This is a genomic window from Grimontia marina, assembly GCF_900060185.1.
Taxonomy (GTDB): domain Bacteria; phylum Pseudomonadota; class Gammaproteobacteria; order Enterobacterales; family Vibrionaceae; genus Enterovibrio; species Enterovibrio marinus.
In genome coordinates this window covers 1-15,897 of sequence record NZ_FIZY01000021.1, presented here as the reverse complement: position 1 = coordinate 15,897, position 15,897 = coordinate 1, and the positions used below count along the sequence as shown (strand labels likewise).

14 protein-coding genes and 1 pseudogene are annotated in these 15,897 nt (G+C 48.7%); 7 read left to right on the top strand and 8 right to left on the bottom strand.

All coding sequences use genetic code 11. The features are described from left to right. Nucleotides 1–190: 190 nt before the first annotated feature. Both purM and purN read left to right on the top strand, forming a co-directional pair. Complete coding sequence (purM, locus tag GMA8713_RS12195) at nucleotides 191–1,234, top strand: phosphoribosylformylglycinamidine cyclo-ligase (RefSeq protein WP_062709965.1); 1,044 nt, start codon at nucleotides 191–193, stop codon at nucleotides 1,232–1,234. A 2-nt stretch (nucleotides 1,235–1,236) separates the two neighbouring features. Next, nucleotides 1,237–1,872, top strand: coding sequence for a phosphoribosylglycinamide formyltransferase (gene purN / locus GMA8713_RS12190; protein WP_062709962.1), 636 nt, complete (start codon nucleotides 1,237–1,239; stop codon nucleotides 1,870–1,872). A gap of 64 nt (nucleotides 1,873–1,936) precedes the next feature. Here the strand turns inward: purN and GMA8713_RS12185 are convergent, their stop codons facing one another. Further along, nucleotides 1,937–2,761, bottom strand: a complete 825-nt coding sequence (locus GMA8713_RS12185; protein ID WP_062709959.1) for a class II glutamine amidotransferase — start codon at nucleotides 2,759–2,761, stop codon at nucleotides 1,937–1,939. A 15-nt stretch (nucleotides 2,762–2,776) separates the two neighbouring features. Beyond that, on the bottom strand, nucleotides 2,777–3,355 hold the full coding sequence (gene lpcA, locus GMA8713_RS12180) for a D-sedoheptulose 7-phosphate isomerase (protein ID WP_062709956.1): 579 nt from the start codon (nucleotides 3,353–3,355) through the stop codon (nucleotides 2,777–2,779). Nucleotides 3,356–3,685: 330 nt separating this feature from the next. On the opposite strand from lpcA, the gene fadE reads away from it, so the two are divergent. Then, complete coding sequence (gene fadE, locus GMA8713_RS12175) at nucleotides 3,686–6,136, top strand: acyl-CoA dehydrogenase FadE (RefSeq protein ID WP_062709953.1); 2,451 nt, start codon at nucleotides 3,686–3,688, stop codon at nucleotides 6,134–6,136. A gap of 64 nt (nucleotides 6,137–6,200) precedes the next feature. Here fadE and GMA8713_RS12170 read toward each other — a convergent pair whose 3' ends face one another. Both GMA8713_RS12170 and dnaQ read right to left on the bottom strand, forming a co-directional pair. Further along, nucleotides 6,201–7,484 (bottom strand): TIGR03503 family protein, encoded by a 1,284-nt coding sequence (locus GMA8713_RS12170; protein WP_062709950.1) that lies wholly within the window; start codon nucleotides 7,482–7,484, stop codon nucleotides 6,201–6,203. Continuing rightward, nucleotides 7,481–8,224 carry a DNA polymerase III subunit epsilon gene (gene dnaQ / locus GMA8713_RS12165; RefSeq protein WP_062709947.1) on the bottom strand — a complete coding sequence of 248 codons (744 nt, stop codon included), beginning with the start codon at nucleotides 8,222–8,224 and terminating at the stop codon, nucleotides 7,481–7,483. The genes GMA8713_RS12170 and dnaQ overlap by 4 nt, the downstream gene beginning before the upstream one ends. A 51-nt stretch (nucleotides 8,225–8,275) precedes the next feature. Here dnaQ and rnhA point away from each other — a divergent pair, with 51 nt between their 5' ends. Further along, nucleotides 8,276–8,743 carry a ribonuclease HI gene (gene rnhA / locus GMA8713_RS12160; RefSeq protein ID WP_062709945.1) on the top strand — a complete coding sequence of 156 codons (468 nt, stop codon included), beginning with the start codon at nucleotides 8,276–8,278 and terminating at the stop codon, nucleotides 8,741–8,743. Between the two features lie 5 nt (nucleotides 8,744–8,748). Here the strand turns inward: rnhA and GMA8713_RS12155 are convergent, their stop codons facing one another. After that, nucleotides 8,749–9,474 carry a methyltransferase domain-containing protein gene (locus GMA8713_RS12155; RefSeq protein ID WP_062709942.1) on the bottom strand — a complete coding sequence of 242 codons (726 nt, stop codon included), beginning with the start codon at nucleotides 9,472–9,474 and terminating at the stop codon, nucleotides 8,749–8,751. A gap of 31 nt (nucleotides 9,475–9,505) precedes the next feature. Between GMA8713_RS12155 and gloB the strand changes: the two genes are divergently transcribed. Next, on the top strand, nucleotides 9,506–10,264 hold the full coding sequence (gloB, locus tag GMA8713_RS12150) for a hydroxyacylglutathione hydrolase (protein WP_062709938.1): 759 nt from the start codon (nucleotides 9,506–9,508) through the stop codon (nucleotides 10,262–10,264). Nucleotides 10,265–10,335: 71 nt separating this feature from the next. Then, nucleotides 10,336–11,907: a LysM peptidoglycan-binding domain-containing protein gene (locus GMA8713_RS12145; protein ID WP_198159497.1), complete on the top strand. Its 1,572-nt coding sequence runs from the start codon at nucleotides 10,336–10,338 to the stop codon at nucleotides 11,905–11,907. A 65-nt stretch (nucleotides 11,908–11,972) separates the two neighbouring features. Here the strand turns inward: GMA8713_RS12145 and GMA8713_RS12140 are convergent, their stop codons facing one another. Continuing rightward, a complete protein-coding gene (locus tag GMA8713_RS12140; protein ID WP_062709935.1) occupies nucleotides 11,973–12,878 on the bottom strand; it encodes a LysR family transcriptional regulator in 906 nt (301 codons plus the stop codon). Between the two features lie 219 nt (nucleotides 12,879–13,097). Between GMA8713_RS12140 and focA the strand changes: the two genes are divergently transcribed. Beyond that, nucleotides 13,098–14,555, top strand: coding sequence for a formate transporter FocA (gene focA, locus GMA8713_RS12135; protein WP_062709932.1), 1,458 nt, complete (start codon nucleotides 13,098–13,100; stop codon nucleotides 14,553–14,555). A 37-nt stretch (nucleotides 14,556–14,592) separates the two neighbouring features. Here the strand turns inward: focA and GMA8713_RS12130 are convergent. Next, a pseudogene (locus GMA8713_RS12130) lies at nucleotides 14,593–15,627 on the bottom strand (IS4 family transposase); the annotation flags it as partial. Between the two features lie 19 nt (nucleotides 15,628–15,646). Continuing rightward, nucleotides 15,647–15,897: transposase (locus tag GMA8713_RS12125; RefSeq protein WP_198159496.1), on the bottom strand; the 251-nt coding region annotated here is incomplete at its 5' end.

The window sequence follows — 15,897 nt, the reverse complement described above, 5'->3', positions numbered from 1 at the left end:
GACAGACTCCTGCAAAAAACAAATTCCACGAATTATACACAAGAAAATTCGGTGGAATAGTTACATACAACTGGTTGCGCTTTTTTAAGCCAAATTCGCTGCATTGAACCTGACGCAAACGTTTTCCTTTTTGAAATACCGCTGTTAAAATGGCGCCGCTTTTTAGTCCATAACTCGGTAAGGATCCCCAGTGAGCGATAATAAGTCTTCTCTAAGCTACAAAGATGCAGGTGTAGATATCGATGCAGGTAACGCCCTGGTCGACAGAATTAAAGGCGTTGTTAAGCGCACTCGCCGTCCTGAAGTCATGGGTGGCATCGGTGGTTTCGGTGCACTTTGTGAACTGCCTACAAGATACAAACAGCCAGTCCTGGTTTCAGGTACTGACGGTGTAGGTACCAAACTTCGCCTGGCGATGGATCTGAAAAAACACGACACTATTGGTATCGACCTGGTGGCAATGTGCGTGAATGACCTGATTGTTCAGGGCGCTGAGCCACTGTTCTTCCTTGATTACTATGCAACAGGTAAGCTGGACGTTGATACAGCTGCTGACGTGGTAACCGGTATTGGTGAAGGCTGTTTGCAAGCTGGCTGTGCACTTATCGGCGGTGAAACCGCTGAAATGCCAGGCATGTACCACGGTGAAGATTATGACGTAGCAGGCTTCTGCGTTGGTGTAGTTGAGAAAGAAGAAGTTATCGATGGCACTAAAGTCGCGCAGGGCGACGCGATCATTGCTATCGCCTCATCAGGCCCTCACTCTAACGGCTACAGCCTTGTACGTAAAATCATTGAAGTTTCAGGTGCAGACGTTAACGCGGAGCTTGACGGAAAAACACTGGCTGACCACCTGCTGGAACCTACACGCATTTATGTAAAACCTGCCCTTAAGATGCTGGAAAGCTGTGATGTTCACGCTATCTCACACATCACAGGTGGTGGTTTCTGGGAAAACATCCCACGCGTTCTACCAGAAGGCACCAAAGCCGTTATCGATGGCAACAGCTGGGAATGGCCAGCAATCTTCAACTGGCTTCAGGAAAACGGTAACGTGACCGAGCACGAAATGTACCGTACCTTCAACTGTGGCGTAGGCCTCGTAGTTGCTCTGCCTGCTGAGCAAGCTCAGAAAGCGATCGACATCCTGAATCAGGAAGGCGAAACCGCATGGCTGCTGGGCACCATCGAGAACGCTGCGGCTGGCGAAGAGCAGGTTGAGATCGAGGGGTAACCATGAAAAAGCTGGTTGTTCTGGTTTCTGGAAACGGCTCAAATCTTCAGGCGATCATCGATCGCTGCCATGGCAATAACGGTATTGAAATTTCGGCTGTCATTGCAAACAAAGAAGACGCATACGGCCTCACCCGTGCAAAAGGCGCCGGGATTGAAGCGATTGTGGTTGCCAGCAAAGGGATTTCAGACCGAAGCCAATATGACAGTCAGCTCATGGCTACCATCGATGAATACTCGCCTGATCTGATTGTGTTGGCGGGTTTCATGCGTATCCTGACGCCAGAGTTTGTCCGTCACTATCAGGGCAAAATGCTGAACATTCATCCTTCCCTATTGCCGAAATACACTGGCCTCAACACCCACCAGCGTGCGATTGACGCAGGAGATGATGAGCATGGCACTTCTGTACATTTCGTGACGGAAGAACTCGACGGTGGCCCCGTCATCCTTCAGGCTAGAGTGCCAATTTTTGAAGATGACGACGCAGACAGTGTCTTCGCCCGTGTTCAGGAGCAAGAGCACCGTATCTACCCATTAGTGGTGGAATGGTTCTGTCAGGGCAGACTTAACATGGCAGATGAGAACGCCGTCATGGATGGTGAAGTGCTGGGGCTGTCTGGCTACGCTGCCGACTAATTCCTTTTACCAGATACAAAAACGCGCCATCGTGGCGCGTTTTTTCATTGTCTGAAAGTCAGCGTTACGAGCCAGATTCGTTTGCTTCCTCCACTGACTTCGCTGCAATCTCGGCGCGGTTACAGGTAATCACCTCACCCAAATGGAACACACAATACTCACCCGGCTGCATCTTGTGCCATGTCTCGTTGTTCGTCAGAGGCTGAGTTGCAATGACTGTCACCACGTCGTTCGGTGTGGTTTCTTCATGGAAGTCGACCGTCACTTCTTCATCTATGAGGCTAGCCTTGCCAAATGGTGCACGACGGGTAATCCAGTGAAGATTATTGGTGCAATACGCCATCACATAGTCACCATCACTGAACAGCATGTTAAACACGCCCAGTTCACGAAGCTTGTCGCAGCGGCTGGCGATAAAGCGGAACACTTCCGTCATATCGTCCGGCTTGTCTGGGTAATGCTTTTCAATTTCGTGCAGCAAATAGCAGAAGGCTTTTTCACTATCTGTTTCACCCACAGGTTTAAAGTGTCCTGTCGGTAAATTTTCATAGTCTGACAATTGCCCATTGTGGGCATAGGTCCAGTACCGTCCCCAGTTCTCACGGGTAAACGGATGGGTATTCACAAGACTCACTTCACCGCGATTAGCCTGACGAATATGACTGATCACGGCGCAGCTTTTGATCGGATAACTCTGAACAAGCTCAGCAATTTTAGAGTCGCAGCTTGGGTTCGGGTCTTTAAAAGTTCTAAACCCTTTGCCTTCATAAAAGACGATACCCCAGCCATCACGGTGAGGCCCAGTATTGCCCCCACGCTGGATTAAGCCAGTAAAGCTAAAACAAATGTCCGTTGGTACATTGGCACTCATGCCAAGCAGTTCACACATTCCTTTACGTTATCCTTATTTTTCCATTTCTTTTTCAACAAGCTGGATCAGAATGTGAATAATCTTGATATGCACTTCCTGGATGCGATCCGCATAACCAAAGTGTGGAACACGAATTTCGATGTCCGCCAGACCTGCCATCTTGCCACCGTCTTTACCGGTTAGCATGATGCTTTTCATGCCTTTCTCTTTTGCTGCATCGATTGCTTTCAACACGTTACCAGAATTGCCAGAGGTCGATAGACCAAACAGCACATCACCTTTTACGCCCACCGCCTGAACATAGCGAGAGAAAACGTACTCGTAGCCAAAGTCGTTCGACACACAAGAAAGGTGGCTTGGGTCAGAAATTGCAATTGCGGGATAGCCTGGGCGGTTTTCACGGTAACGACCGGTCAGCTCTTCAGCAAAGTGCATCGCATCACAGTGCGAACCACCATTGCCGCAAGACAGCACTTTACCACCGGCTTTAAACGAGTCTGCCAGCAGTTTTGCTGCGGCTTCAATGTCTGCAATGTTTTTCTCGTCACTTAGAAAAGCGTTAAGCACCTGAGCCGCTTCATTGAGCTCTGAACGAATAAGATCTTGGTACATGGGCAATTCTCTATTTTTTGTTGAGTCGTCCATTCCCAACCGCACCACTTATGACGATCAGGAGGATTTAGTAACAGGGCAAGCGCCCAAAAATAATAGGAGCAGTGTACCCGCAAAAAGATGAAGCTGTCGATAATCTGCCTCACCTTATGATTACCCTGCAAAAACAATCGACTGAAAAATGAACACTGTTTCATTCAAATTCTCTGTGAAGTTGTGCGCACATTTTTACCGGTCACTGTTTTACATTCTCTTAAAAACCTGCTTACAATTAAGTGGTATGACCTCTTACCATTACAAGATTGGGTTGAAGGATAAGGAGAACCGAAAATGGCAACAACCCTATACCTAATAACGTTTCTTGCCCTATTAGCAATACTCGCGTATCACCGCGCCGGCTTGAAACTCTTCACCGCCGCTGCCGCGGTAATGTTAATTGTTGGCTCCGTGATGGGCATTGTTGGCCAAATCAGCTGGCTGGTGTTCATTGCGATTGCCATTCCTTTGAACGTTCGCTCATTCCGTGAATCTTGGCTGAGTAAACCTGCACTGAAGATGTTTAAAGGCGTGATGCCGGAAATGTCCCAGACCGAAAAAGAAGCGATCGACGCAGGTACGGTCTGGTGGGAAGCTGATCTTTTCCGCGGCGCACCGGATTGGAACAAATTGCATGATATCCCAGCGCCGCGCCTCAGTGCAGAAGAACGTGCTTTTTTGGACGGCCCAGTCAATGAAGTGTGCCGTATGGTCAATGACTACCAAGTCACCCATGAACTGGCGGATCTACCACCAGAAGTCTGGCAATACCTCAAGGACAATAAGTTCTTCGCCATGATCATTAAAAAGGAATATGGTGGTCTGGAATTTTCTGCTTATGCGCAATCACTGGTTCTGCAAAAACTGACCGGTGTGTCTGGTGTGCTCTCGTCAACTGTCGGCGTACCGAATAGCCTGGGGCCAGGTGAATTGTTGCAGCACTATGGCACCACAGATCAAAAAGATTACTACCTGCCACGTCTGGCAAGCGGTCTTGAAATTCCATGTTTCGCACTGACTAGCCCTGAAGCAGGCTCTGATGCAGGTTCTATCCCGGATGAAGGTGTGGTCACTAAAGGCATTTGGCAAGGCAAAGAAGTACTGGGTATGTCAATCACCTGGAACAAGCGCTATATCACGCTGGCACCGGTGGCAACAGTGCTCGGTCTTGCATTTAAACTGAAAGATCCAGAAAGCCTGCTAGGCGATCAGGAAGATATGGGTATCACCTGTGCGCTAATCCCTACTGATATTGAAGGCGTCGACATTGGTCGCCGTCATTTCCCATTGAACCTGCCTTTCCAAAATGGCCCTACCCGCGGAGAGGACATCTTCGTTCCACTGGATTTCATCATTGGCGGTCCGGAAATGGCAGGTCAGGGTTGGCGTATGCTGGTTGAATGTCTGTCGGTTGGCCGCGGCATTACGCTACCTTCAAACTCTACGGGCGGTGTCAAAACTGCTGCGCTGGCAACTGGCGCATATGCACGTATCCGCCGTCAGTTCAAACTGCCTATTGGTAAAATGGAAGGCATTGAAGAGCCTTTGGCGCGCATCGGTGGTAATGCTTATGTCATGGATGCTGCAAGTGCACTGACTGTGGCTGGTATCGACTTGGGCGAGAAACCGTCGGTGATTTCTGCCATTGTAAAATACCACTGTACCCACCGAGGCCAGCGTAGTGTGATTGACGCTATGGACGTGGTTGGTGGTAAGGGTATCTGTATGGGCTCGAAAAACTTCTTGGCCCGTGGCTATCAAAGTGCCCCTATTGCCATCACCGTAGAAGGTGCGAACATTCTTACCCGTTCGATGATCATCTTCGGTCAGGGCGCTATCCGCTGCCATCCATTCGTTCTGGAAGAAATGAATGCTGCCTACAAAGAAGACGAGCGTGAAGCTTTGGCTGGTTTTGACCAGGCATTGTTTGGCCATGTTGGCTTTGTGATCAGCAATCTGGTTCGCTCTGTCTGGCTGGGTCTGACTGATGGCCGCACTTCCAGTGTGCCTCGCAAAGACGAAACGGCACGTTACTACCAACAAATGAACCGCTTAGCGTCTAATCTGGCTTTGTTGTCTGATATTTCAATGGCAGTGCTGGGCGGCAACCTGAAACGCAAAGAACGTCTTTCTGCGCGTCTGGGTGATGTATTGAGCCAACTGTATCTCGCTTCGGCAACCATGAAGCGTTATTCGGATGAAGGTTACCAGAAATCCGATTTACCTCTGGTTCACTGGGGCATGCAAGACGCCTTATATCAGGCGGAGGAAGCGCTGGATGATTTCCTGGCAAACTTCCCTGCCCGCTGGGTAGCAACTCCGTTGCGTGTTCTGCTGTTCCCATTTGGCACCCGCCGCACCAAACCAAGCGATATACTGGATGGCAAAGTCGCTGCGATTTTGCAAACACCTGGGGAAACCCGAAGTCGCATTGGCCGTGGTCAATTCCTGGAAGCGTCTGAACACAATGCGGTAGGTAAGATTGAGAAAGCCTTACTGGATATTCTTGCAGCAGAGCCTATCTACCAGAAAGTGTGCGATTCGACTGGTCAGAAACTGCCATTCATGTTCCTAGATAAAGTGGCTGAAATGGGTCTTCGAGAAGGTGCCATCTCAGAAAAAGAAGCGGAAACCCTGCGCATTGCGGAGGAAGGACGTCTCGAAACCATCAATGTTGATGACTTTGACCCTACAGAGTTAGCTGCAGCAAGCAAAACGTTGGATAAAGTGGTGCACGCCGCTTAATAACACCCCAATAACGACAAAAGGAGAAGTCTGGCTTCTCCTTTTCTTTTTACGTGAATTCCCGTTAAGCCGCTTTATCCGGCTCTTCCGGTGGAGGCGCTTCCAACTCTTCTTCCGTCTCTGCTGCCAACTTCTTACGCTTGATGATGCGTACTACAAACCAGCCGCCAACAGCCAGAATAAGCAACAAAATATTGCCACCGATGATCGTAGTCATCGCCGTCTTTCTGTCTGCTTCGCGCTTCTCGGCCGCAATGCGCTCATCTTCAATACGTTGGCGCTCAGCCTCTCGTTCTTCACGCTCACGTTTCGCTTGCTCGATAGCTTCGTAATCCGCTACCGCAAAAGTCTGCTCAGGCAATTGGAACATCAGTGGACGACCAGAGAGCTTGTCCGTTCCATAGAGCCAAGCATGCCACTTGTGGCGACCCGGCTCTTCGAAGTTATCAATATCTACTGTCAGTGCCGTATAGTCTCCCTCAGCAACACCTTGATAGACAGATGGCTTACCATTAGGGTCAATAAATTCGGAATGCGCAGCGATTGAACCAGGTTCAATACTTGCCGTGTCCGACTCTACCAGCAAGTGGTGCGGTAAGGCTTTTTTGCGGCTTTGTTTGAAGGTTGCCATCAAAGGAGTCGGATACACCAACACTTCCTGCTCTAAGGTTCGGAAAAACACGCCATTACCAGAGGTGACCCGCGCACGATACTTGCCAGGGTGGACGTTGATAGGCAATTCAACGGTAAATACACCATCACCTGCGTATTCATCCAATCCTGCCCCATCATCTTTGAAGCGTCCAAGCGACATAGCCTGTGGTCGTTGATCGACGGGAATATCATCCACACTTACCAGAAATTCAGTGAAGGTGACGGTCAGCTCAACCCGATCAAGAAAATCCCTCAGGTTCAAAGGTACATCGCCTTGCATCAAACGGGCGGTAAACTTAAGGGTTTCACCTTGGTATAGCCGATCAGGGAAGGTATCCACCTTCATACTGAGCTCAGAAAGAATGCGAATTTTGTTTTCGGGAGTCACCTTACCAATGGCCTGCCAAGGACCTGGCATCGGGTTTTGAATCGAGATAATGTCCATATCCGGCTCTTTGTGCCAGGAGACATTATCGGGATGGCGAAACTCGTAAAGCTTGGAACCATCCGGCTGCACAAGCACAACCGGACGACTTGGATTTTGGCGATAGATAACAAAAGCAACCTGAGTGATGGTGGAATCGATACGAAAGCGGTTATTAAGCAACCGTATATCACGATCCGATGTCTGCTCCGCTGCGACATTGAACGCCATCAGCAGAGTGAGCAGCAATCCAGCCCACCTTGTTTTCATACACTCTCCTGTTGCCTCCACAAACAGCTGCCATTCTTTTCGATGATATCCAGCTGTTTTTCATGTTCACTTAGTTCATCGGCAGAGGCGCTGATAATCTTTAGCTTTTTCGTACCCGCCTCGACACGTCGGATGGCTTCACCACCACCGCCTTCTTCGTTTGAATCACTACCACTGAACTTGAGCGTCGTCTGGCCACCTGTCATTAACAGGTAAACGTCAGCCAGAATCTCGGCATCGAGCAAAGCGCCGTGAAGGGTGCGGTGCGAGTTATCTATGCCGTAGCGTTCACAGAGAATGTCAAGGTTGTTTCGTTTGCCCGGGAAGATTTTCTTCGCCATGGCAAGCGTATCAGTCACCTTGCAGAAGTCGTCGGTTTTGCCAATCGACGGATCCAGCATATGGAATTCATAGTCCATGAAGCCGGTATCGAAGGACGCGTTATGGGCAACAAGCTCCGCGCCTTTAATGAACTCGATAAACTCAGCGTGAATGTCACCGTATTCCGGCTTATCATGCAAAAACTCATCAGTAATACCGTGTACGGAGATCGCTTCCGGATCGATGTCGCGATCAGGTTTGATGTACACATGGAAATGGCGACCGGTCAGCTTGCGGTTGATGATTTCCACTGCACCGATCTCAATGATGCGGTGTCCTTCATAATGCGGACCACCTTCACGGTTCATACCCGTGGTTTCGGTATCGAGAACGATAATTCTGTCGTAACTGGCTTTCATAGCGGCACTTGTGTCAGACTTGGCGATTAATTTCCTCAGATACTAACAAATATGGTCAAGCAGGTAGAAATTTTCACGGACGGTTCTTGTCTGGGTAATCCAGGACCAGGTGGTTATGGCGTGGTCATGCGCTATAAACAGCATGAAAAAGAGATGAGCGAGGGCTTCAATCTCACCACCAACAACCGCATGGAACTGCTGGCTGCCATTATTGGTCTGGCAAGCCTGAAAGAATCCTGCAGCGTAACACTGACGACAGACAGTCAATATGTGCGTCAAGGCATCACTCAGTGGATACATAACTGGAAGAAGCGCGGCTGGAAAACAGCAGACAAGAAGCCGGTAAAAAATGCTGATTTATGGAAGCGTCTTGATACCGAAACCCAACGCCACACAGTTGACTGGCAATGGGTGAAAGGTCATGCAGGGCACCCGGAAAACGAACGCTGTGATGAATTAGCAAGAACAGCGGCAGAAAACCCGACAGGGCCAGATGAAGGTTACATCCCTTCCGAGTAAATATCTCAACCGCCGGTGCGGTAATTCACACTCACCGGCGATAGCGACTTTTTGAGCTTCCATTTCGGTTTGATTGGCCTAAGGGGATAGGTTCGCTTGCGGGCAACAAAAAAATAGAGCGAGCCAATTGCTGGTAACAGTCCTGAGCAGGCATTCTCAAACCATACGCCACATGTACGGTGACGCGTCGCCGGAATCATCCCGAAACAAGACATCTCCACGATTTCGTAATTCAGCACTCCTAACCAGTCCCTCACCCTTAATGGCGTAAACATCCGTCCACTCCAAGGCAGTTGATTCTTACGCCAAGGAATTAATCGACCGATCCCCATCAAACTACTGGGATTTACTCCTGAGAGGATCAGGTAACCATCGTCTATCATGACACGGTCAATTTCGCGCAACAACCGGTGAGGGTCATCGGTGTAATCAAGCTGATTGGCCAGAATACAAACGTCGAAGGCTTTATCGAGGAAAGGCAGGTCGTAGCTCTCAGCCTCCATGTTTCTCAGTGGATTGAGCTTATCAATACAGACCTGATGCTGAATGTTACAATGCCCTGTCGCCATCTCGCAACTCAGGCCACCAAGCTTCAGCATGTGATAACCAAACAGTCTGGGTAACCACTCATCCAGCCGCGTTTGTACGTGCGTGCAAGCCCATTCGCCATGTGCGAATTGGTCCCAAGTATATGGGTATTCCAGTGGACGTTGGCTGCGTGCTGGTTTCATAGTGTTTTTGAGTTATAGCTGGAGAGATTCAATGCTATCTGTAACAAGCATACCCGCATTCACTGATAATTACATCTGGCTGCTAAAAAATGATGACAATCATTGCGTTGTCGTCGATCCAGGCGATGCTATTCCTGTGCTAGAAACCCTGAGAAATGAAGGGCTGATACTTGATGGAGTGCTGGTTACTCACCACCACAATGACCACATCGGCGGTATCCACACACTGCTCGAGCACTTTCCGGAGCTCACTGTTTATGGACCAGAGACAGAGCGCTTCCCCATGGTCAATCATCCACTCAGGCATGGCGATAGCTTCACACTATTCAACACTGACTTTACAGCTTTCCAAGTTCCAGGGCACACATTGGATCATATTGCCTATTATGCTGAGGGAATACTGTTTTGCGGGGATACGCTATTTTCTGCAGGCTGTGGCAGGTTATTTGAAGGCACTGCACAACAAATGCATCAATCTCTGACACATCTAGCGTCTTTACCGGACAACACACTGGTCTTTTGTGCGCATGAATACACGCTTTCAAATCTGAAATTTGCTCTCGCGGTTGAACCGAACAATACTGCGCTTAACGAATATGTTGTTGAAGCTAAGGCACTTCGGGAGGAAAACGTCCCCACGTTGCCGAGTTCGATTGGGCGGGAGAAGTGTATTAACCCCTTCCTCCGCGCCCACATGGACAGTGTTAAAGCCGCAGTGAGTCAAGGTGCGACTGACTCTACGGATACCGAAACTTTTGCGGCGCTCCGACGCTGGAAAGATGAATTTTGACACAAGTCACTTGTAAGCAGGAGTTCCGGCCGAGTATCATCAGCGGCCATTTTTTGAAAGGTCAGAGATTAATGAAGTTCCGTTATGTGCTAGTTGGATCGATGTTCCTCGCAGGATGCCAAATTACCGGCCAGAGTGATGTCGCAACCACGACTAACACGCCAGAGCAACAGGAAGAAGCCCTCGTAAACACTGACGTCGCTCAGACGGCAGTCGAAACTGAAAAGGTCGGGGAGCGAGAGCCTGTCATCACGCCACAAACGCAGGATGATGTCTGGGAACGAATTGCCATGCAGCTAGAGATGCCTGTACCGGAAAATAAGCGTGTTAACTATTATCGCAACTGGTACCTAAAGCATCCGCAGCATCTAAAAACCGTAGCTGAACGCGCTGAACCTTTCCTTTACCTCATTACTGAAAAAGTAGAAGAGCGCGGTATTCCTCTTGAAATCGCGCTTCTGCCTGTTGTAGAAAGCTCATTTGATCAATTTGCATACTCTCATGGTCGCGCAGCAGGCCTTTGGCAGTTTGTGCCGGACACAGGCCGCCGTTTTGGCCTTGAGCAAAACTGGTGGTATGACGGCCGTCGAGATGTGATTGCATCAACAGATGCTGCATTGGATTTGTTGGAGTACCTACACAATAAATTTGATGGTGACTGGCTGCATGCGCTTGCTGCTTATAACACCGGTGAAGGTCGCGTATTCAGGGCGATCAAAAAGAACAAGGCCAAGGGTTTGCCAACTGACTTCTGGCATCTCTCTTTGCCAAAGGAAACCAGCGGCTATGTGCCTAAGTTGATTGCCGTCGCAGATGTGGTGAAAAACAAAGAGCGTTATGGTTTGAAACTGCCTGTCATCGCTAACAAGCCTGTGGTAGAACAAGTTGAACCAGGTGTACAAATGGATCTGGCTTTGGCTGCCAATTACGCTGGCTTGTCATTGTCAGAGCTTCAGAGCCTAAACCCTGCATACAACCATTGGGCAACAGCGCCAGACGGTGCAAATCATCTACTACTGCCAAAAGAAAACGTAGCACGTTTTAATAATAATCTGGATGAAAACAACAATCAGGGCATCAAAGTTACTCGCTACAAAGTGAAAAGCGGGGACTCTCTGGGCCTGATTGCAAAACGTCACAATACAACAGTAAAAGTGATACAACGTACCAATAGTTTAAAAGGTACCAATATCCGCGTTGGCGAGCACCTACTGATTCCTGTGTCTCTAAAAGATGAAGGTCAGTACACGCTGAGTGCTCCACAGCGTCTAGCCAAGCTAACCAGTAAGAAACGTGGTGATATCAAACTCACCCATACCGTTCAAAAAGGTGATAGTTTCTGGACTATCGCACGCAAGCATGGTGTATCACACACCTCGCTGGCGCGGTGGAATGGCTTGGCTCCTAAAGATCCGCTGCGCATTGGCCAGGACTTGGTGATTTGGAAAAAAGCCGATGAAGGCGCACGTATCCGTACTATCTTCTACCAAATCCGTGAAGGCGATTCCCTGAGTGGTATTGCTGCGCGCTACAAGGTATCGGTGTCGGACTTGGTGAAATGGAACTCGCTGAAAAAGAACGCGTATATACAGCCAGGACAAAAACTGAAGCTTTACATCGATGTCACTAAAGTTAGTGCCTAGTTCCCGATGAAATTACAAAGCGCGCTGTATTTTTACTGCGCGCTTTTTTATATCAACAGAATTGATTACATCACCATAGGGTGTCGCTTCATCATGCGAATGCCTTCCCTTTTGAAACAATCCACAACCGGGTTTTCTGCCATATCAGCCCGCCACACAAAAGAAAGTGAACGGGAGATATCCAACTCTGGCACGTTCAGCGCTACCAATTTCCCATCTTCAATGTATCTCTCTACATCGAGATACGGCAGGCAAGTCACGTACTGTCCGTTGGCGACAAGGCTGCGTATGACCGGGATATGCTCGTATTCACGCCACACATCAAGATCGGCAATATGACCCGAAATGGCGCTCTCAAAAGCCATCCTTGTACCCGAACCATGTTCACGCAAAATCCACTGCGCCTGCTCTAACTGCGCTATACTCACGCGTTCGCGCTTGGCAAAGGGATGATGAGCAGCTGCCACAATCGTTAGATGATCAGTACACCAAGGTTCTTGATGCAGCCGATTATCATCGACCCGCCCTTCAATTATCCCAAGATCATATCGGTAATTCAGGACCCCCTGAATAATAGAACTGGTACTGTGAACGCCTAAGGAAATTCGAATTTCTGGAAAGTCATTATCAATATTACTGATAAGGTCTGGAACCAAGTGCTCTGCAGGGGTTTGACTCGCTCCCAAGCGAATTTCTCCGCTCAAGAGGTGCTGGTCATAGAAGCCCATTTCAATCTGTTTGGCGTCTCTCAATAGCCGTTTGGCTTTGGGGCGAAGCCAAGAACCCCAATGCGTCAGGATTAGACGCTTCCCTTTTCGCTCAAAAAGCGGCCTGCCCAACATTTTCTCGAGCTGAGACAGCGACATACTGGTCGCAGACTGGGTCAAAGCCAGTAAATCTGCTGCCTGACTGACGCTGCCGCAATCCGCAACGGCATCGAAAACTGCCAGTTGTTTAAGTGAATAGCGCATAACTTCCCTCCCCAGAAAAGCAGTGAACGTTAAACCTATTTATTATTATGGAGTTATTGTACTTACCCTAAAAAAATCATCAATAAAAATGAATACAAAACAAAAGATTATCAATTGTACTTGACCACTCAATCACACTTAGTCTGAAAGGGAAGTCAGGTACACCGCCCGACTCGAAGAAAAAGGAAAACACTATGAAACAACACAGGAGGGGAAGAAATGACAACTGCGTATTCTGATCACGACTTCGTCTCAGTGAAAGGCTTCTCTGCGGCTGAAATGATGTCCGAGGCAGAGCGCTATGCACTGAAAAAAATCAGCAAAAGAAGCGGAGCAACTATCAGCCTTGCTGTACTGGCTGGCGCCTTTATAGGCCTCGCGTTTCTTTTCTACATCACAGTCACCACAGGCAATGACAGTGCAAGCTGGGGGATGACTAGGCTGATTGGCGGACTTGCATTCAGTATGGGCCTGATCCTAATCGTCATATTTGAAGGAGAGCTCTTCACCAGCACTGTTCTCTCCAGTATCTCCTGGGCCAACAACCAGGTAGGTATCGGAAAGCTTTTTAGTACTTGGGTCAAGGTCTACCTGGGCAACTTTATCGGTGCAATGATTTTGTTAGCGCTGGTAACAGCAGCAGGGCTGTACCAATTAGATGGCGGTCAATGGGGGCTGAATGCACTCAATATCGCACAGCATAAGCTCCACCACACTTGGCTTGAAGCTTTCACACTCGGTGTGCTCTGTAACATTCTTGTCTGCACAGCGATTTGGCTAACCTTTTGCTCTGCAAATCCTGTTGTCAAAGCTGTGATGACCATACTGCCTGTCGCCATGTTCGTGTCCAGCGGTTTCGAACACAGCATCGCCAATATGTTTATGGTTCCGCTGGGTATCGTCATTTCTCATTTTTCACCGGACGCTTTCTGGACGCAATTAGGTGTATCAGCATCAAGTTACGCTGACTTAACTGTTTCCCATTTTATCGTTAATAACCTTGTTCCAGTGACGCTTGGCAACATTGTCGGTGGCGCTGTGCTGGTTGGCCTTGCCAACTGGGGGATTTATACAAAGCAAATGCAACAACCTGAAATGCTGGCCGTCAACTCGCCAGTGACACTCAATAAAGCCAGTAAGGATTCTGCCATGATGAACAAAATGAAAGTTAAAGATCTGATGAATACCAGCCCGATTGTATTGAAAGCCACTGACCGCACTGTTGAAGCTATCGACGCTCTGCTTTCGAACCATCTAACTGGTGCGCCGGTTTGCGACAATCAACTGCACGTAGTCGGTTTCTTCTCAGTGCACGATGTGATGGTCAACCTATGGTGTGAGGACTACCTTCCAGATACAGATCAATGCGTAGGTGACTTGATGAAAGACGATGTAACGGCTCTTAGCGCCAACGAAAGCCTGATTGATGTCGCTGAATTTTTAGTCGTCGACAAAGAAAAAGCGTTTCCTGTTTCTGACATGGGCATTGCGACCAGCTTAAGTTATAAACCGCTTAAAGACCGCGTTCGTGAAGTGAAAATGAGTAAACCTCATATCCTTCCAGTGCTGGAAAACAATCGTCTGGTTGGCGTTATCTCCCGCTCAGATGTATTGAAGGCGATGCGCCCACTCTACAATGCGAATGAAACAATCAGTCAAATGTCGCAGGCAGTCTGAAAAAGAAAGGCAGCGTTAATCGCTTAATGAATGTGAATTATGCTGAATGACGCTTTCTAGAAGGCCTAGTCGCATAGCGACTGGGCCTTTTCTTTACTGCTCTGGGATATGTCCTCTCCCGCCTCTCTGGAAGCACAAAGCTCTCTGCCATATCGAGGATATATCTGAGTACTTCTGGGTATCTGCCGGGCGCGACAGCCGGAAGCATCTGCAACTGACTCACCAAAAATATCGATGCCTGCTTAAAGCCTATTTGGTATGGCATCACCGTATTCAAGGAATACGCCATCTGGCACATCATAAAACGCAACAGGTTATAGGCGAGCAGCATTCCCCAAAGCTCCTGTTTCACTAACGCCGGCGTTTTACTTCTTAGCGTCAGGCTATTTTGAAGCATGTACTGCTTCATCTCTCGGTAGCCTAATTCGATTTCCCAGCGATGACTGTAGAGCTCTGCGATATCTGCACCTATATAACGCTTAGGGTCGGTCAGGGAAGTCAGCAGTTTGACTTCTTTCCCTTTTATCTTGGTGGTAATGAGTCTGGCTTCCAGTGTATCCGGCGCATCTGCCCACTTCTTTTTCGCTTGAGCCGTCAGGGAGAGCTCAACCAGCTCCTGACCACGTCCCAGTTTTCTTAACGTCTTATATTGCGCCCCTTTACGCAGGGGAATTAGCCAGTGTCTTTCCTCTCCTTGGCTTTGCCAACGATGGAGAAGTCCCAATGCATAGAAGCCTTTGTCAAACAGGGTAAGGCTATTGTCTTGGGCTTTGTCGATAAACTGAGCAGTGAGGTCAATCTCACTGACCGAGACGGAGTCAAAGGCGGCACTGTTGAGCAGATGGCTCGTCAATTCCATGTGGCAGACCATGCGAACTTGAGGATAGTCTGACGTCGTTTTTTTATTACCTGTTCGACTAAACGCCTTATCATTGTCAGTCGTATCAGGCGTTCGCCAAACCACGCCATCGACGGCATGCAAAGTGAGCCCGTACCAATCGGGATGCGGGGTTTTCTCATGCCACAATTGCTGAGTTTGGTTGAACACCGCTTCTACGGGTTCATGTCCTAAATAACTGATCCGAATAGTGCTACATTTTCGCCGTGCCGTGGCAACCTCCCGGGTACGGCGATACGTTATCCATAAAGTGCTTCACCTTCCTGAGCAATTGCCACATATGTTTACACCTGTGATTCCGAGTAATTGTCTCATGGAGAGCATTCCACAATCGTTCTATGACGTTGACCCAAGGGCAATAAACGGGCTGGAACAGCAGCCTGAACTTTGGGTTCTTCTTGAGCCAAGCCTTCGTTTTTTTACTTTTGTGGATGATGTAGTTAT